This window comes from Nocardia sp. MDA0666 (assembly GCF_003023875.1).
In the GTDB taxonomy this organism is placed as follows: Bacteria; Actinomycetota; Actinomycetes; order Mycobacteriales; family Mycobacteriaceae; genus Nocardia; species Nocardia aobensis.
Genome location: NZ_PYHT01000007.1, coordinates 22,894 through 39,210, shown reverse-complemented (window position 1 = coordinate 39,210; position 16,317 = coordinate 22,894). Strand labels below are relative to the sequence as shown.

Here is a 16,317-nt window from a genome sequence, read left to right as displayed (position 1 = left end):
TGCTGCGATCGGTGCCGTCATCGTGTGATCCGCGCCCGGCCGGTGGGTGTTAGCGGCGGTGAGGCGTGTCGGCGCAAATCGAGACAACTCCGTCACCGTGAAGGTCGCGGGCGATGGTGATCGCTCACCTGCCGCGACCGCGGCGTCAGCCCGCCGCGGATCTCGGCGGCCGCTGCCCGCACCCGCGGTGCGATCCGCCGCAGCGCCGCCGGACGATCACAGACGACACCCACCGCCGCCGACGCGTCGACGGCCACGGCAACCGCAGCCAACCCCGATCCGAATTCGTCGTCGTCGTAATCGGTTGCGCGACAGCTTATTCGATGTAGACGGCGATGCAGGGCCGCGAGATCGAATCCGGGCTCGACATCGGTCACCCGCGCTTCGACGTCCTCCGGCGGCAGTTGCGCCAGCGCGACCCGGCCGAGGGTGCTGCGATGGGCCGCCACCCGGGTCCCGACTCGGGTGGGCACCGCGGTCGCCGCGCGGCCGCCGAGTTTGTCCAGGTAGAGCACCTCTCCGCCGTCCAACGCCCCGAGATGGACCACGGCCGCCGTGGCCAGCAGCAATTCGTGCAGTATCGGCGCCGCGCAGGCACGTAACCGGGACAGTCGCGCGGTATCGGCGTTCCACGTGCGGACGCGCCGGCCCAGCGCGTAACCGTCCGTGCCGTGGGTGAGCCACTCCAGTGCGATGAGCTGCCGCACGATTCGATGCACGGTGGCGCGCGGCAGCCGGGTGCGGACGGCGATCTGGCCGAGCGTCAGATGCCGATCCGGCGCCTGGAACAGGTCCATCACCAGGGTGGCGCGCTCGAGCATGGTCAGAGGCAGCTGAGCTGCGGCTACCTCGGACATGTACCGATGGTAGGAGTCGCCCGCCGTGCGCGACGGCCAAGTTATCCATTCGGTACGCCGCTCAACCGCCGGATCCGGACGCCGATCCGGCGCCGAGGCCGTTCGCGGATCCGCTGGGTAGTTGCAGCTGTGCGTCCGGCGCGCCGGTGCCGTTCGGGTCGAGCATTCCGCCCTGCCCGGCGTAGGAGCTCTGGCCCGGTGGCGCCTGCAGCACCGTGAGGTAGTTCCACAATCCGGCCGCGAGCGCACCGCCGCCGACCAGCACCGTGCCCGCGACACCGCCCGCGCCGGCGAATGCCAGGACGGCCGCCGGAATCGTCGCCAGACAGCCGGGACCCACCACCAGGCAGGTGCTCGCTCCGACCGCGGCGCCGACGAGGGCGCCCAGCACGGTGCCGACGACCGTCCCGATCACCGGGCCGCGCGACATGATGGTCGCGAAATCGTTGAGCGCCAACTGGTTCTCCATCGCGGAAGCCGCGGGGCGCTTCGCGATATCCGGTCTCATCATGAGGGTTCGCCCGCCGTCGCCGATGCGGATGTCGATGGGGTGGGCGACGCCGTCCATGGTGAAGCTCGCGGGCAGCGTCGCGACGGGAGTGCCGCCCACGGTCACGCGGACGGAACCGTCGGCGCCAGCGCTGAATGCCCCGGAGTCGAAACCGCTGAGAAGGACTGCACCCGAGACGGTTTCGATACTCGGTGCGGGCGGCTCGGCGGACGAGGTGGCGACGGTGACGGCTGCGGTCAGGGCCGCGGTGGCCGCGGTGAGCGCGGCGATCGTACGGTGGGACATCTTCGCCCTCCGCCCTCAGCGACCGGTGTCCGGCACGCCGGGCCGGCCACGAAGATCAGGGGCGTATTCGCTGGTTCCGGGCGGTGCCAGCAGCGTCGTGACATAGCGGTAGAGCCCCACGGCGGTGGTGGGACCGCCGCCCAGGACCAGGCCCGCGACACCGCCCGCGGCCCCCGCGAGGCTGACGATCGGCAGCACGGCGACCACACAGGCGACGCTCAGTACCGCACACGAGGCGCCCGCGAGCGCGATTCCGAGCCCGACGCCGAGGACCGCGCCCACCGCCGTGCCGATCAGCGCGCCGACGGACGTGCCGATACTGACCGCATTGACCAGGTCGTTCATCGCGAGCTGGTTCTCCAGCGGGGAGGCGACCGGGGTCAGGGCAGCGCGGCGCAGGCCCGCGGTGTCCGGTGTCAGCGTGAGAGTCGTCGCATCCCCGCCGATCTGCTCGCGGATCGGCATGCGCTGGTCGCCGATCGCGTACGCCAGCGGCAGGGCATCGAGCACGCGTCCCGCCTCGTCCCGGATGGCGACTGCGGTGACGCCAGGGTCGACGGCGAAGGTGCCGTGCGTCAATTCGACTGTCACCGAACCGCTGTCGGTTGCTTCGGCGTGGTAGGTGACGACCGCCGGGGCCGGATCGGCCGCTGCCGTCCCCGCCGCGGCCAGTGTTGCGGCGCAGACTGCCGCGATCGTCGAGATCCGAATCTTCATGGGGCGCCCCCTCGTCTCGATCCACCGGGCGCTCGTGACGCCCGGCCCCCGGTTCGGGTGCGGTGTGTCACACGCGACGTGCGGGAAGCCGGACCGTAGCGCGGCGGATTCGGAAGCGTCCGAAGGCGTCTCGCTCAGCGAGACAGATGTTCCTTCGTGGCCGGGAGTCCGGTCAGGAAGGTGGTGATCGCCGAGTTCACCGTCTCCGGATCCTCGACCATCGCCAGATGTCCGCAGTCGCTGAGTACGAAACGTTCACGGGAACACAATGTTTCGTCGAGCCGCGCGCCGGCGGTCGCCGACAGGATCCGATTGCGCCGACCCCAGACGGTACATATCGGCGGGAACTCGGGGCCCGGAGTGAATTCGTCGAGCGCGGCGAAGGCGGGGAAGTCCTGCACCAGCCGGTCGAGGGCGAGCAGTCGGCCGCGATCGGCCCAATGCGCCTGCAGGCGTGGGTCTTTCTGTAATCCCCGGTCGCGCCCGCGCGGTCTCAGCTGATGGGCGACGATCAGTGCGACGAGTGCCTGCGGCAGCGCGAGCCGCCGGGCCAACGGCGCGAGCGGTGCGAACCGGTTGAACCACATCAGCGGCGCCTGATCTCCGTGCCGCACGGTATTCCAGGTGAGCGGATTGATCAGTACCAGTCCGCGCACCCGTGCCGGATCGCCGATCGCGAAACTCAGCGACGTCGCGCTGCCCAGGCAATTTCCGACCAGCACCACCCGGTGCAGCCGGTGCTCGTCGAGGAAGGCCCGAAGCATCGCCACATAGTCGGCGAGCCGATATCCCTGCGGCTGTTCCGATTCCCCGTATCCGGGCAGATCCAGTGCGAATACCTCGTACCGGCCCCGCAGCGACGCCACCTGGTCGTCCCAGATCCGCCGCTGGGCGCCCGCGTTGTGGATGAATACGATCGGATCGCCGTGGCCCGCGTGGTTGCGAAGATCCCGCTGCTCAGCGGGTCAATTGCAATGCCAGCGTCGCCGCGGCCGGAATCAGATACAGAGCCGGGAAGATCGTGGTCCCGTAGGAATGGGCGCGCACGGTGGTCGCCATCGCGCCGAGGAAATATAGAATCAAGCCTACGGCCGCCGCCACCCCGATCGCCGGGACGAAGAAGCCCACCACGAGCCCCAGCGCCCCGGCGGATTTGGCGAGGGCGAGCCGGTTCCACCAGCTTCGCGGCACCCCGTACTGATTCAGCGGTGCCACGACGAATTCGCTCTTGTTGAACAGTGAATAGCCGGAGAATCCGATCCACAGTGCCGCTGCCGTGCCGACGATGTAATACGCGATGTTCATGCCGGTATGACGACGCCGTGGCCAAGAGTGTGACATGCCGGCGCGAAGGCCCGGTCAGCGTCGCTGGAGGGTGATTCCCGCGATCGGATACGGGGCGTCGATCGAGGTTCCGGCGGCGTTCAGGGTGCCTTCCCAATACCCCTGTCGCGCGTCGATATCCCGCAGATCCAATCCGACCGGCACGCCCTCGAACGTCACATAGGTCTCATCGGGGCCGGCCGCGTTCTGCCGGCCGGTCTTCGAGGAGTTCCCGCACACCAGGGTCACGGCCGTGCTGTCGATAAATACCTGCAGGTCGCAGTTGTGCACGGGCGAGCCGATCGTATTGTCGGGGTGTTGCGTGATGTGGTAGATCCCGGCCGGAATGATCCCGTTGGCGGGGTCTTCCGGGTTGTCGGCGGAGGCGGCGGCCGGCACCGCGGAAAGGGTGGCGGCGGCCAGTGCGGCTCCGGCCGCGGCGCGTCGAACGTTCATGGTCCGGCTCCCATCGGTCGATCCATCGAAATCGGCCGGATGTCGAGAGTCGCCTCGGCATCCGGGTCGCTCTGAGGGGAGGATTCCCCGCTCCCGCAAACGAAACCAGCGATGCGGTGGCGCCGCGTCCGGCTGGGTGATCGGCCGGCGCATCGGTTAGGCAATGTCCCGAAATATCAAGTTTCAAGTCCCGTGCAGATAAGCAATTGAGCCATTCTGTGCCTACCGTTGAGTGCATCACCCGGTGCGGGGCCGATGCTCCGGCCCCGCAGAAAGAGGAGATGTGCTGTGCCACAAGCCTTTCGCTATTACGAGACCGGTGCGCCGGAGGTGCTGCGCTGGGAGCACGTGGAAGTCGGCGAACCGGGTCCGGACGAGGTGCGGATCAGCCACCGAGCGGTGGGCCTGAACTTCGCCGACACCTATTTCCGTACGGGGCTGTACCCGGCGCCCCTGCCCGCGGGAATGGGCGTCGAGGGCGCGGGCGTGATCGAGGCCGTGGGGCCCGGTGTCACCGGCTTCGCCCCGGGCGACCGGGTGACCTACACGGGCAGTCCGCTCGGCGCCTACAGCACGGAGCGCGTGATGCCGGCCGAACATCTGATCGCACTTCCGGACGGGATCGGCTTCGATACCGCGGCCGCGATGACCATGCGCGGCCTGACCGCGGCGTATCTGCTGCGCCGGATCCACCCGCTGCGCCCCGGCGATACGGTGCTGGTGCACGCCGCCGCGGGCGGGGTCGGGCTGATCTTCACGCAATGGGCGAAACTGCTGGGCGTCACCGTGATCGGCACCGTCTCCTCCGAACGGAAGGGCGAGATCGCGCGGGCCCACGGTTGCGATCACGTCATCGTGTACACCCGGGAGGACGTCGCGGAGCGCGTGCGCGAACTCACCGACGGCGCCGGTGTCCGCGTGGTCTACGACAGCATCGGCAAGACGACCTTCGAATCCTCGCTGGATTCGCTGGCGCGACGCGGGCTGCTGGTGTGCTTCGGCACGGCGTCGGGCCCGGTGCCGCCGATCGACGCCATGACACTGGCCGTCAAGGGTTCGCTGTTCGTCACCCGGCCGGCACTGGCCGACTACATCGCCGACCCGGCCGAGCGCGCCGAACTGGCCGGTGAGTTGTTCGCCCACGTCGCCGCGGGCCGCATTCGCATCGACATCAATCAACGCTACGAGCTCGCGGACGCGGTGGCCGCACACCGCGATCTGGAGCAGGGCACGAGCATCGGATCGTCGGTCTTCACCGTGGGCCGGGAAGGACAGTCATGACAAGCATTGCCCCCGTGCGTCATTCGGCGCGCTCGGCGCCGTTCGGCGTGCGACCGCTCACCTGCACCATCGGCGCGGAGTTGTTCGATCTGGACCTGGCCGAGGTGGCACGCGACGACACGCTGTTCGCCGCACTGAAGGACCTGCTCCTCGAACACAAGGTGCTGTTCTTCCGGAATCAGAACATCAGCCGCGCCGAACATGTCGCTCTCGCACAACGTTTCGGGCCGCTGGAGGACCATCCCGTACTGGGCAGTGACCCCGAACATCCCGGGCTGGTTCGCATCTACAAGGATCTCGACAGCGCGCCGGAACACTACGAGAACGCCTTCCATTGCGATGCGACCTGGCGTGAGGCCCCGCCGATGGGGTGTGTGCTCCGCTGCGTCGAGACGCCGGCGGTCGGCGGCGACACCATCTGGGTGAATATGGCCGAGGCGTATCGCCGGCTGCCCGAGTCGGTGCGCTCGCGGATCGCGGGTTTGCGGGCGCGCCATTCCATCGAGGCCAGCTTCGGCGCGATGCGTCCGGACGCCGAACGCCTGCGGTTGCACGAGCAGTTCCCGGACGCGGAGCACCCGGTGGTGCGCACACATCCGGAAACCGGCGAAAAGGTGTTGTTCGTCAACGCCTTCACCACACATTTCGTCAATTACCACACGCCGGAGAATGTGCGCTTCGGCATCGACTACGCGCCCGGTGCCTCGGAACTGCTGAACTATCTGGTCCGGCAGGCGAGTGTCCCCGAATATCAGGTCCGCTGGCGGTGGTCCGAGAACAGCTTCGCCATCTGGGACAACCGCTGCACCCAGCACTATGCCGTGCAGGACTACTTTCCCGACGTTCGCAAGATGGAACGCGCGGGCGTCATCGGCGACAAGCCGTTCTGAAAGTCGTTTCACCACAATTTGTTTCGATCGGAGTACAGCCATGTTCTTTCACGACGACGCCTTGTTCCCGGAGAGCCAGGACAAGCTGGTCATCACCAGCGCGCCGTACGGGCCGGAATGGGAGCCCGACGATTTCCGCGAAGATCTGCCGCTGACCATGGAGGAACATATTCAGCAGGCGGTCGACTGCTACGAGGCCGGCGCCACCGTACTGCACATCCACGTGCGTGAGCTCGACGGCAAGGGCTCCAAGCGCCTGTCGAAGTTCAACGAATTGCTCGCCGGGCTGCGCGAAGCCGTTCCGGAGATGATCCTGCAGGTGGGCGGATCGATCTCGTTCGCGCCCGAAGGCGAAGGCGCCGAGGCGAAGTGGTTGTCCGACGACACCCGTCACATGCTGGCCGAACTCGATCCCGCACCGGATCAGGTGACGATCGCGATCAACACCAGCCAGATGAACATCATGGAGTTGATGACCGCCGACGATATCGCCGGCACCTCGATGCAGCGGCCGGAACTGGCCGAGGCCTACCGCGAGATGACCGTCCCGGCCGGACCGGCGTGGGTCGCCGAACATCTGCGTCGCCTGCAGGCCGCGGGGATCCAGCCGCATTTCCAGCTGTCGAGCATTCCACAGCTCGAGACGGTCGAGCGGCTGATCCGTCGCGGCGTGTACACCGGTCCGCTGAATCTGACGTGGGTGGGCATCGGTGGCGGCTTCGACGGACCGAATCCGTACAACATCATGAATTTCATCCAGCGCGTCCCTGACGGGGCGTGCCTGACCCTCGAGACGCTGATGCGCTCGGTGTTGCCGGTCAATGCGATGGCGATCGCCCTGGGTTTGCACACCCGCTGCGGTAACGAGGACACCATCTGGGGGCGCAAGGGCCGCAAGGCGACCTCGGTCGAGCAGATCCAGCAGCTGGTCCGCATCGCCGGCGAGCTGGGCCGCGAGGTCGCCACCGGCAAGGAGGCGCGCGATATCTACAAGATCGGCACCACCTACGCCGACGCCGACGAGACGCTGGCGAAGATCGGGTTCGCGCCGAACCGGAAGCCCGGTCAGGTCGGATTCACTCACCACGCCTGAGCACAGAAGGGATTGCCGCACAGTGCAATGCGCCATCGAACCGACCGTGGTGATCGTGCCCGGCCTGCGCGATCACGTACCCGATCACTGGCAGACCAGGTTGGCCGAGGATCTGGACCGGGTGCGCACGGTACCGCCGCTCGAGCACAACAAACTCGGTCTGCCGGCCCGAGTGGCGGCGTTGGACCGGGTGCTGGCCGAGGTGGACGGCCCGGTCGTCCTCGTGGCGCACAGCGCGGGTGTCATGATCACCGTGCACTGGGCGCAACGGGCCGGCCGCGACATCCACAGTGCGCTGCTCGCGACGCCCGCCGATGTCGAAAAGCCGTTTCCCCCTGGCTATCCGACTTCGGACGAGCTGAATCGACACGGCTGGCTGCCGATTCCGCGTCGACGCCTCCCGTTCCCGAGCATCGTCGCGGCCAGCACCACCGATCCGCTGGCATCCTTCCGGCGGGTCGCCGGTATGGCGGAGGCGTGGGGCAGCCGGCTGGTCGACCTGGGTGATGTCGGGCATCTCAACCCCGCCTCGGGATTCGGCCGGTGGGACCGCGCCCGGGAACTGCTGCGGGAAACCGTCGATCTGGGCCGTCCGTCCGCTGTCGGGCGGGAGGTGTGATGACCGAGGTGATGACGTCGGCGGCCGCCGCGGTCGCCGATATCTCGTCCGGATCGTCGGTGGCGGTGGGTGGATTCGGCGTGTGCGGTATCCCGGACACGCTGATCGAGGCGCTCGCCGCCGCGGGAGCGGATGAACTCGCCCTCGTCTCCAACAACTGCGGCACGGCGACGCACGGCACGGGAATCCTATTGGCGGACAAGCGAGTACGACGCGTCACCGCCTCCTATGTCGGTGAGAACGCGGAGTTCGCCCGGCAGTATCTGTCGGGCGAACTCGAAGTCGAGCTCACTCCGCAGGGCACCCTCGCCGAACGGCTGCGGGCCGGCGGAGCCGGTATCGCCGCCTTCTACACACCGGCCGGGGTCGGCACGCTGATCGCCGACGGCGGAATGCCGTGGCGCTTCGGGCCGAACGGCAGCGTTGCGGTCGCGTCGCCGCCGAAACCGGTGGCCACCTTCGCCGGTCCCGCCGGGCCGAAACGCTATGTGCTGGAGGAGGCGATCACCACCGACTTCGCCCTGGTGCACGCGCTCATCGGTGACACCGCCGGCAATCTGGTCTTCGACAAATCGGCGCGCAACTTCAATCCACTGGTCGCGGCGGCGGGCCGGATCTGTATCGCCGAGGTCGAAACACTCGTGCCCGCAGGCGATCTCGATCCCGACCGCGTCCACCTGCCCGGAATCTTCGTCGACCGCATCGTGGCGACCGGCCCGGCGCGGGGTCTCATCGAGAAGCGGACCGTGCGCGGCGAGGAGAAGAAATGAGCGGCGTCATCGCCCGTTCCGGATGGGATCGCTCCGCGATGGCGGCGCGGGCGGCGCGAGAACTGCGCTCGGGTGAATACGTCAATCTCGGCATCGGCCTGCCCACGCTGATTCCCGACCACCTGCCCGCCGATATCCGGGTCACCCTGCACTCGGAGAACGGCATCCTCGGCACCGGGCCCTATCCGGGCGAGTCCGAGGTCGACGCGAATCTGATCAATGCCGGCAAGGAGACCGTCACGGTGCTTCCCGGTGCGTCCTTCTTCGATTCCGCCACCAGTTTCGCGATGATCCGGGGTGGCCACATCGATACCGCGATCCTCGGCGGTATGCAGGTGTCGGCGACCGGTGACCTCGCCAATTGGATGGTGCCGGGTCACCTGGTCAAGGGCATGGGCGGAGCGATGGACCTGGTACACGGCGCCCGCCGCGTGATCGTGCTGATGGAGCACACCGACAAATCCGGCGCTCCGAAACTGGTGAGCCGCTGCACATTACCGCTGACCGGTGTGGGTGTGGTCCATCGCGTCATCACCGACCTTGCCGTTCTCGACATCACCGCATCCGGTCCGGTGCTGCGCGAATGCGCACCGGGCGTGACCGAGGACGACGTCGTCGCCGCGACCGGCGCGCCCGTCCGCATCGACATCGGAGGACACTGACCGTGCTCAATCTCGCGATGCTGCTGGAGGATTCCGCGCGCCGCCGCCCGGATACCGATGCGGTGCGGCTCGGTGCGCTGCGCACGACCTACGCCGATCTGAACGCCCGCGCGGCGCAGGTGGCCAACCTGCTGGTCGAATGGGGTGTGCAACCGGGCGACGCGGTCGCCCTCACCTGCCCGAATCTCCCCGATTTCGCCGCGGTCTACTTCGGGATACTGAAGGCGGGCGCGGTGGTCGTGCCGCTCAACATCCTGCTCAGGCCGGCCGAGATCGCCTATCATCTGAAGGATTCCGGCGCCGCCGTCTATATCTGTTTCGAGGGAACCGCGGACCTGCCGACCGGCGAATTCGGTGTGGACGCCTTCGCACGAGTTTCCGGTTGCCGCGAAATGTTCGTCATCACCACCGATTCCGCGGCGGCCTCCAGGTATCCGGGTATCGAAACATTGGACCGGGCGCTCGCGTCGCAACCCACGACCTTCGATACGGCGGTGCGCCGCCCGGACGACACCGCGGTCATCCTCTACACGAGCGGCACGACCGGAAAACCCAAGGGCGCGGAGCTCACTCACGCGAATATGGTGCTGAACGCGCTGACTGCCACTCGATTGTTCGACTCCGCACCGGACCGGCCCGACACCCATCTGGTGACGTTGCCGCTGTTCCATTCGTTCGGACAGACCATCGATATGAACGCCGGCCTGGCCACCGGCGCGACATTGGTGATGATGCCGCGGTTCGACGCCGCGGCCGCCCTCCGGCTGATGGCCGACGAGCACATCACATTCTTCGCCGGTGTTCCGACCATGTATTGGAGCCTGCTGCATGCGATCGACGACGACATCGACACCGAGAGGTTGGCCGCCACCTTGCGACGGGCGGTATCGGGCGGTGCCGCCTTACCGATCGAGATTCACTCGCGTTTCGCGCAGCGCTTCGGTGTCCGCATCCTCGAGGGATACGGCATGTCGGAAACGTCCCCGCTGGCGATCTTCGCGGATCCCGAGCGAGAGCCGCGGCCCGGTTCCATCGGTGTACCGGTCTGGGGAATCGAAGCGCGGCTGATCGATTCGGACTGGAATACGCTGCCCGACGACGATGCCGTCGGTGAGATCGCGATTCGCGGCCACAATGTGATGAAAGGCTATCTCGGCCGGCCGGAGGCGAATCGGGAGACGATGCGCGACGGCTGGTTGCGGACCGGGGACCTCGCCCGGCGCGACCGCGACGGCTTCTACTACATCGTCGACCGGGCCAAGGACATGATCGTGCGCGGCGGTTTCAACGTCTATCCCCGTGAGATCGAAGAAGTCCTGCTGACCCACCCGGGTGTCTCGCTCGCCGCGGTGATCGGCGTTCCCGACGACCGGTACGGGGAGGAGATCGTGGCGTTCGTCGTCCCCGAACGGAATGCGCGTCCGGACCCCGACGAGATTGTCGCCTGGTGCCGAGAACGCCTGGCCGCCTACAAATATCCGCGCCGGATCGAGTTCACCGACACCTTGCCCATGACCGCGAGCGGCAAAATTCTCAAACGCGAATTGCGCGTGGGCGACCGGCGGGAGCGAACCGGCGTGCCCGCGGGTTCGGATCATTGAGCGGTATCGCCGCGTTCACCATTGTTTTTCGATGCGGCCCGACGCCATTGGCTCGGGCTGCATCCGTGATGGCTGCGGAACCAGCGCGTGAAACTGGCAGGGCTGGAGAAACCGAGCATATCCGCGATCTCGGTGAGTGAACGCCCCTGATTTCCCACCACCCGGCGGGCCAGATCCAGCCGGGTGGTGTTCACGATCTCCGAGTAGGTGTGTCCCTCGTCTGCCAGCCGACGGTGGACGGTGCGGCGGTCCACGCCGAGACTGCGCGCAATCTGGTCGGCGGAGCAGCGGCCGGTGGGCAGCAGCATTTCGACGAGTTCCTGCACCCGGTCGCGCATGGCCGTTCCATGGGCGGTGTCCACGGCGCCGAGCAATTGTTGCGTGTACGGCCGCAACAGCGGGTCCGACATCGGATTCGGGGTATCGAGATCGCTTGTGTAGAGCGTTATTCCGCTGAATTCGTGCTCGAATCTCAACTGGGGTCCGAACAGGCGCAGATGCGTGCTGCGATCCCGCGGCGCGGAATGGGTAAAGGTGGTTTCCGCCGGTTGCCATGCCGCGCCGAGGAACGCACGCAGAATTCCCTGCATCGCGCCCATGGCCAGCTCGGTGGCCTGCCGGGTACTGCGGTGCTCGCCGATGTCCAGACTCAGACGGACGTGGGCGATGCCGTTGCGTTCGGTGAGCCGGATGTGCAGGGATTCGTTGTAGGTGTGCTGATGGCGCACCATCAGTTCGAGGGCGCTGCGCACATCGGGCTCCTCGCGGATCACCAGACTCAGCGGCCCCAGATTGGACAATCGCCGCCGCTCCGCGAGCAGCAGGCCGAAGTCCTGCCGTCCGGATTCGGCGGCCGAGCGCTCGAGAAGTTCGGTGACGGCCGCGGCGGGCACCCAGCGGTCCTGCAGGCTCAGGCCCGCGGGATCGAGCCCGGCCTCGCGAATCAGACGGGCCGGATCGAGCCCGAGAGATCTGCCCAAATCCACGTAATCGTTCAGTGCCGCGTACCGCGCCAAGGGTTTCATCAGCGCCTCGCTGTCCCAGATTGTTCACATCCGTGTCCCCGAGAGTAAAGCACGATAGAGTCGGCGTCCCTACTGTTGTCTCCATCACATCGAGGCGGGCGCCCCGATTTCGCCGAGCGGCCACCGGGCCCGAGCGGTCCGGCGCCCACCTTCCCAGCTCCGGCGGGTGGTCCATCGCCCGCCGCGTTCGTAGGAGCACCCATGCAGTTGAACACCACCCCTGAGCGTCCAGCGGCGCGGGATTCGGTCGCATCGACCGGTCTGCCCGGCCGGGCGCGGCGATACTCCTGGCTGGTCTTCGCCCTCGCCTTCGGACTGTTGCTCGCCGACTACATGTCCCGGCAGGTCCTCAGCGCGGTCTTTCCCCTGCTGAAAACCGAATGGGGTCTGACCGATTCGCAACTCGGATCGCTGAACAGCGTGGTGGCGCTGATGGTGGGGCTGCTGACGTTCCCGCTGTCGCTGCTGGCCGATCGGTGGGGGCGGGTGAAGAGCCTGGTGCTGATGGCGACGCTGTGGAGTATCGCCACGCTGCTGTGCGCGCTCGCGTCGAACTATCACCAGATGCTCGGCGCGCGGTTCCTGGTGGGGGTCGGTGAAGCGGCCTACGGCAGCGTCGGGATCGCGGTGGTCCTCGGTGTCTTCGCGCCGCGAGTCCATGCCGCGCTGAGCGGCGCGTTCATGGCCGGCGGGTCGTTCGGTTCGGTTCTCGGCGTCGCGGCCGGCGGTGCGATCGCGGTACACCTCGGGTGGCGGTGGTCGTTCGTCACCATGGCGGTGGTGGGCCTGCTGCTCGCCGCGCTCTTCGCGGCGCTGGTCGACGAGCGGAAACTGGCTCGGCACGCCGACCCGGAATCGGCCGAACCCGCGACGCGCAACGGGTTTCGCGCACCGGTGTCGTCGCTGTTCACCAATCCGGCGGTGCTGTGCGCTTATATCGGTGGTGGCGTACAACTGTTCGCCGCCGCGGTGCTGCTGGCGTGGACGCCGAGCTTCTTCAATCGGGTCTACGGTCTGGCGCCCGATACCGCGGCCGTCGCCGCCGCCGGTGTCGTCCTGCTGGTCGGCGCCGGAATGGTGTGCTGCGGCATCGTCACCGACCGGATCGGCCGCCGCGACCTGTCACGCAAATGGCTCGCCGCCATCGCGTTCTGCTCGATCTCGCTGATCTGCCTGACGCTCGGATTCAGCGTCGAACACGGTGCGGCGCAACTGATTCTGATTGGCGTCGGGGCCTGGTTCTCGGGTGGTTCCTCGGGCCCCACCGCCGCGATGGTGGCCAACCTCACCCATTCGTCGGTCCGCGCCTCCGCGATGGGGACCCTGACGCTGTCCAACAGTCTGCTCGGAATGGCGCTGGGCCCCTTCGTCGTCGGCGTGCTCGCCGACCGCTACGGCCTGACCGCCGCACTACGACTGGCCCCGCTCGCCTATCTGGTCGCGATCGCCGCCCTGGTGGCCGGTCGCTGCCTGTACCCGGCCGGGCTGCGCGCACTCGCCGCTGTTCACAACCGATGATGAGGAATCCGATGAAATTCATGACACCCGCACTGATCACGGTTCTCGGGGTCACGGCCGCCGCCGTCACCACCGGTACCGCGCACGCGGAGCCCGATCGCACCGCGGTGCACTACGAGATCGGGCGCCGGGCGGATTCGGCCCTGGTGACGACCCCCGACGGCAAGCTGAAAGTGATTGCGGACCAACTGATTCTCACCACCCGTGACGATCGGCCGGTCGCCGCTGTACCGCTGACCTTCGCCGTCGACGACACCGCGTATCCGATCACCGCTCACGTCGACGGCTCCACCGCCACACTCACCCCGGACCGCGGTAACGGGCGGCCCACCCAGGCACGACGCGATGTCGTCTCCGTCCGGCAGGCGGCGGAGTCGTTCACGCCGCGCGATTCGCAAGCGCTGGGCGCATTCGGTCAGCGCATCGCCATCGCGGCCGGAGTCAGCGCGGTCCTCGGTGCGGTCATCGGCGGCGGAATCGGCTGCCTGGTCGGCGGCGCCGTCGGCGCGGCGATCTCCAGCCCGGTGATCATGCTTTTGGCGCCGTTCGTCGGAGCGACCGTCGCCGGCTGTGTCCTCGGCGCCGCCACGCTCGGCGCCGTGGGATCGATGGCCGGCCTCATCCTGGCCGGTGGCCCGATCACTCTCTTCTCCGCCATCCAGTACTTCTCGACCGTGCTGGCACCGTGCCCGCCCGAGCTGCCCTACTGCAAGGACCCCGCACAGCCCGCACCCGCCAAGTAGTCGTCCGCCAGGTCTTCGACCACCTCTGAGGAGACATCGTGTTCGATTCGCCCACACCGATTTCCACGCCGGTCGTCGACGCCATGCGGGCCGGCGGAAGCTGGAATCCGCTCTGGGATCAGCTCTACGAGTGGGACCCCGAATGGACCGAACGGTTCATGGCCATGAACGCCACACCGATCGCGCGCCACATCTTCCCGCCGGAATTCGTCGAACTGCTGAGCATCGCCATCGACGCGGCCTGCACCCACATGTACGCCCCCGGTGTACGCCGCCACATCCGCGCCGCACTGGATCTGGGTGTACCACCCGAACAGATCGTGACCGTCCTCCAGATGGTCAGCGTCCTCGGCATCCACGCCTGCAACCTCGGCATCCCCATCCTCGCCGAGGAACTCGGCACTCCGCTCACGCCGACGCCACGGCAAGCCGATCGGTAACGTCGATCAACCAGGTGGGGCCGCCGTGCAGGCGGTCCCACCCGGCTTGTGCACGGCCCCAGCCCGGCTGTCTCGCCGGTTATGAGTGATTCCGGAAGTTCGATCACGCATCGACTCCGGCGTAGGCACCCATGGAACCAGTGTGCCCGTCCGTCCCGCTCGCCGTGTTGACGCCGGTGGTCCGGTGTGGGGTCGCTACGCTGGCGCGGACCCCGGGAGAAGGAGCGTTCATGAGTGCCGCTGTCGATCGGTTGGCCGAGATCGCGTTTCCGTTGCCGGCGTGCCCGGACGAGAGCCGGGCGTTTCACGAGCAGTGGCCGGTGCGGCTCGGGGACACCGATGGGGATCAGCGGCTGCGGCTCGATGCGGTGGCGCGGTATCTGCAGGACATCGGCTACGACCATCTGAAGGTGGTCGAGGACGGGGATCTGCATCCGGGGTGGATCGTGCGCCGGACCGTGATCGACGTGCTGCGGCCCATCGAGTTCGGGGATCAGGTCCATCTGCGGCGCTGGCCGTCGGCCCTGTCGAATCGGTGGTGCAACATGCGCATTCAGGTGCGCAGCGAGAACGGCGGTCTGATCGAGACCGAGATGTTCCTCATCCACGTCGATATCGAAGCCGGGCGGCCGGCGCGGATGACCGAACGGTTCATGGCGCCGATGCGCGCGGCCACCGACGAGCACCGCTTGCGGTGGCGCGCCGCCCTGCGCGAACAGTCCGGAGACGGCGGCGAAGTGCGGCCGTTCCCGCTGCGGGTCACCGATGTGGACCGCTACGGACATGTGAACAACGCGGTGCACTGGGGGGCCGTGGAGGAGGCACTCGCGCGGTTCCGCGACGCATCTGCGCCGCCCTATCGGGTGATTCTCGAACACGCAGGGCCGGTGCTGGGCGCCGACGAGGTGCTGATCCGCGCCCGGCGGGACGAGGTCGGGCTGCATGTGCAGCTCGAAGTCGACGGTAGCGCCCGTACATTGGCGCGGATCGAACCGCTGCCTGCTCGCTGAGAGGCTGCGCCGGGCGTTTGCCGCCGCCCGGCGCAACCTGTGATCACCGCGGCGCGTTGGCCGGATCGGCGAGGGTCGGGATGCGTCCCTGCCGGTGGGCCTGCCTGGCGTCGTCGAAGAACTCACGGCTGCACAGTGCCGAGAGGATCGCGATGCCCCCGCGGTGAACGCGGAACTCGCTCTTGACGCTGGTCCCGGTCAGCCGGACGATCCGGCCGGCGGCGTCCTGCGGCCGCGCGAAATCCTTCACCCGGCCACGCCCGGTCCACTCCAGGTCGCTGTGCTCGATGATCGCGTCGTCGGGAACGAGGACTTTGACCATGGCGTGGTCGAGGTCGGCGTGGACCACGATCGGGTCGTCGCCCTCGATCCACGGCGAGCGCAGGTCGATGACGACGCTCGCATAGCGGGCCTTCACCGCGAAGTCGGTGGCGCGGGTCCAATCGCCGAGACGCTTGGTCGTCTCGTGGTCGGCGTGAATGCGGACGGTATCGGTCGTGACGGTCATTGTTCTGG

19 protein-coding genes are annotated in these 16,317 nt (G+C 67.7%); 11 read left to right on the top strand and 8 right to left on the bottom strand.

The window, feature by feature from the left end; all coding sequences use genetic code 11:
- Positions 1-92 precede the first annotated feature (92 nt).
- The 6 genes from C8258_RS13015 to C8258_RS12990 form a co-directional block, all read right to left on the bottom strand.
- On the bottom strand, positions 93-857 hold the full coding sequence (locus C8258_RS13015) for an IclR family transcriptional regulator (RefSeq protein ID WP_106955422.1): 765 nt from the start codon (positions 855-857) through the stop codon (positions 93-95).
- Between the two features lie 61 nt (positions 858-918).
- On the bottom strand, positions 919-1,653 hold the full coding sequence (locus C8258_RS13010; RefSeq protein ID WP_106955421.1) for a hypothetical protein: 735 nt from the start codon (positions 1,651-1,653) through the stop codon (positions 919-921).
- Positions 1,654-1,668: 15 nt separating this feature from the next.
- Complete coding sequence (locus tag C8258_RS13005; protein ID WP_106955420.1) at positions 1,669-2,370, bottom strand: hypothetical protein; 702 nt, start codon at positions 2,368-2,370, stop codon at positions 1,669-1,671.
- Between the two features lie 134 nt (positions 2,371-2,504).
- Positions 2,505-3,278, bottom strand: a complete 774-nt coding sequence (locus C8258_RS13000) for an alpha/beta fold hydrolase (RefSeq protein WP_255420419.1) — start codon at positions 3,276-3,278, stop codon at positions 2,505-2,507.
- Positions 3,279-3,327: 49 nt separating this feature from the next.
- Entirely contained in the window at positions 3,328-3,675 is a 348-nt protein-coding gene (locus tag C8258_RS12995; RefSeq protein ID WP_106955418.1) for a DoxX family protein, read from the bottom strand.
- Between the two features lie 54 nt (positions 3,676-3,729).
- Positions 3,730-4,149: a hypothetical protein gene (locus C8258_RS12990; protein ID WP_106955417.1), complete on the bottom strand. Its 420-nt coding sequence runs from the start codon at positions 4,147-4,149 to the stop codon at positions 3,730-3,732.
- Between the two features lie 288 nt (positions 4,150-4,437).
- On the opposite strand from C8258_RS12990, the gene C8258_RS12985 reads away from it, so the two are divergent.
- The 7 genes from C8258_RS12985 to C8258_RS12955 are packed head-to-tail and all read left to right on the top strand — an operon-like array spanning position 4,438 to position 11,065.
- Entirely contained in the window at positions 4,438-5,430 is a 993-nt protein-coding gene (locus tag C8258_RS12985; protein ID WP_106955416.1) for a quinone oxidoreductase, read from the top strand.
- On the top strand, positions 5,427-6,320 hold the full coding sequence (locus C8258_RS12980; protein WP_106955415.1) for a TauD/TfdA family dioxygenase: 894 nt from the start codon (positions 5,427-5,429) through the stop codon (positions 6,318-6,320). The genes C8258_RS12985 and C8258_RS12980 overlap by 4 nt, the downstream gene beginning before the upstream one ends.
- 40 nt (positions 6,321-6,360) lie before the next feature.
- The gene (locus C8258_RS12975) at positions 6,361-7,413 is read left to right on the top strand and encodes a 3-keto-5-aminohexanoate cleavage protein (protein WP_036505324.1); all 1,053 of its coding nucleotides are present in this window, start codon (positions 6,361-6,363) and stop codon (positions 7,411-7,413) included.
- A gap of 22 nt (positions 7,414-7,435) precedes the next feature.
- Positions 7,436-8,032 (top strand): alpha/beta hydrolase, encoded by a 597-nt coding sequence (locus C8258_RS12970; RefSeq protein ID WP_106955414.1) that lies wholly within the window; start codon positions 7,436-7,438, stop codon positions 8,030-8,032.
- Positions 8,032-8,802 carry a CoA transferase subunit A gene (locus tag C8258_RS12965; RefSeq protein WP_106955503.1) on the top strand — a complete coding sequence of 257 codons (771 nt, stop codon included), beginning with the start codon at positions 8,032-8,034 and terminating at the stop codon, positions 8,800-8,802. Before C8258_RS12970 ends, C8258_RS12965 begins: the two co-directional genes overlap by 1 nt.
- Positions 8,799-9,464, top strand: coding sequence for a 3-oxoacid CoA-transferase subunit B (locus tag C8258_RS12960; protein WP_106955413.1), 666 nt, complete (start codon positions 8,799-8,801; stop codon positions 9,462-9,464). Before C8258_RS12965 ends, C8258_RS12960 begins: the two co-directional genes overlap by 4 nt.
- A gap of 2 nt (positions 9,465-9,466) precedes the next feature.
- Complete coding sequence (locus C8258_RS12955; RefSeq protein ID WP_106955412.1) at positions 9,467-11,065, top strand: long-chain fatty acid--CoA ligase; 1,599 nt, start codon at positions 9,467-9,469, stop codon at positions 11,063-11,065.
- On the opposite strand, the gene C8258_RS12950 is transcribed toward C8258_RS12955, so the two are convergent.
- Positions 11,059-12,090, bottom strand: coding sequence for an AraC family transcriptional regulator (locus C8258_RS12950; RefSeq protein WP_106955411.1), 1,032 nt, complete (start codon positions 12,088-12,090; stop codon positions 11,059-11,061). The genes C8258_RS12955 and C8258_RS12950 overlap by 7 nt on opposite strands.
- A 201-nt stretch (positions 12,091-12,291) precedes the next feature.
- Here C8258_RS12950 and C8258_RS12945 point away from each other — a divergent pair, with 201 nt between their 5' ends.
- From C8258_RS12945 to C8258_RS12930, 4 genes are all read left to right on the top strand, one after another.
- On the top strand, positions 12,292-13,608 hold the full coding sequence (locus tag C8258_RS12945) for an MFS transporter (protein ID WP_106955410.1): 1,317 nt from the start codon (positions 12,292-12,294) through the stop codon (positions 13,606-13,608).
- An 11-nt stretch (positions 13,609-13,619) separates the two neighbouring features.
- The gene (locus C8258_RS12940; protein ID WP_146161223.1) at positions 13,620-14,351 is read left to right on the top strand and encodes a hypothetical protein; all 732 of its coding nucleotides are present in this window, start codon (positions 13,620-13,622) and stop codon (positions 14,349-14,351) included.
- A gap of 83 nt (positions 14,352-14,434) precedes the next feature.
- The gene (locus C8258_RS12935) at positions 14,435-14,791 is read left to right on the top strand and encodes a carboxymuconolactone decarboxylase family protein (RefSeq protein WP_063006791.1); all 357 of its coding nucleotides are present in this window, start codon (positions 14,435-14,437) and stop codon (positions 14,789-14,791) included.
- A gap of 230 nt (positions 14,792-15,021) precedes the next feature.
- Positions 15,022-15,801 (top strand): acyl-[acyl-carrier-protein] thioesterase, encoded by a 780-nt coding sequence (locus tag C8258_RS12930; RefSeq protein WP_106955407.1) that lies wholly within the window; start codon positions 15,022-15,024, stop codon positions 15,799-15,801.
- 43 nt (positions 15,802-15,844) lie between these two features.
- Here the strand turns inward: C8258_RS12930 and C8258_RS12925 are convergent, their stop codons facing one another.
- Positions 15,845-16,309: a hypothetical protein gene (locus C8258_RS12925; RefSeq protein WP_106955406.1), complete on the bottom strand. Its 465-nt coding sequence runs from the start codon at positions 16,307-16,309 to the stop codon at positions 15,845-15,847.
- Positions 16,310-16,317 lie beyond the last annotated feature (8 nt).

What these genes read in the sequence shown, in the direction of transcription:
- C8258_RS13005 (WP_106955420.1), bottom strand. Translation starts at nt 2,370, where the DNA reads ATGAAGATTCGGATCTCGACGATCGCGGCAGTCTGCGCCGCAACACTG.
- C8258_RS12960 (WP_106955413.1), top strand. Translation starts at nt 8,799, where the DNA reads ATGAGCGGCGTCATCGCCCGTTCCGGATGGGATCGCTCCGCGATGGCG.
- C8258_RS12990 (WP_106955417.1), bottom strand. Translation starts at nt 4,149, where the DNA reads ATGAACGTTCGACGCGCCGCGGCCGGAGCCGCACTGGCCGCCGCCACC.
- C8258_RS12965 (WP_106955503.1), top strand. Translation starts at nt 8,032, where the DNA reads ATGACCGAGGTGATGACGTCGGCGGCCGCCGCGGTCGCCGATATCTCG.
- C8258_RS12980 (WP_106955415.1), top strand. Translation starts at nt 5,427, where the DNA reads ATGACAAGCATTGCCCCCGTGCGTCATTCGGCGCGCTCGGCGCCGTTC.
- C8258_RS12950 (WP_106955411.1), bottom strand. Translation starts at nt 12,090, where the DNA reads ATGAAACCCTTGGCGCGGTACGCGGCACTGAACGATTACGTGGATTTG.
- C8258_RS13010 (WP_106955421.1), bottom strand. Translation starts at nt 1,653, where the DNA reads ATGTCCCACCGTACGATCGCCGCGCTCACCGCGGCCACCGCGGCCCTG.
- C8258_RS12925 (WP_106955406.1), bottom strand. Translation starts at nt 16,309, where the DNA reads ATGACCGTCACGACCGATACCGTCCGCATTCACGCCGACCACGAGACG.
- C8258_RS12935 (WP_063006791.1), top strand. Translation starts at nt 14,435, where the DNA reads ATGCGGGCCGGCGGAAGCTGGAATCCGCTCTGGGATCAGCTCTACGAG.
- C8258_RS12930 (WP_106955407.1), top strand. Translation starts at nt 15,022, where the DNA reads ATGAGTGCCGCTGTCGATCGGTTGGCCGAGATCGCGTTTCCGTTGCCG.
- C8258_RS12945 (WP_106955410.1), top strand. Translation starts at nt 12,292, where the DNA reads ATGCAGTTGAACACCACCCCTGAGCGTCCAGCGGCGCGGGATTCGGTC.
- C8258_RS13015 (WP_106955422.1), bottom strand. Translation starts at nt 857, where the DNA reads ATGTCCGAGGTAGCCGCAGCTCAGCTGCCTCTGACCATGCTCGAGCGC.
- C8258_RS12940 (WP_146161223.1), top strand. Translation starts at nt 13,620, where the DNA reads ATGAAATTCATGACACCCGCACTGATCACGGTTCTCGGGGTCACGGCC.
- C8258_RS12975 (WP_036505324.1), top strand. Translation starts at nt 6,361, where the DNA reads ATGTTCTTTCACGACGACGCCTTGTTCCCGGAGAGCCAGGACAAGCTG.
- C8258_RS12995 (WP_106955418.1), bottom strand. Translation starts at nt 3,675, where the DNA reads ATGAACATCGCGTATTACATCGTCGGCACGGCAGCGGCACTGTGGATC.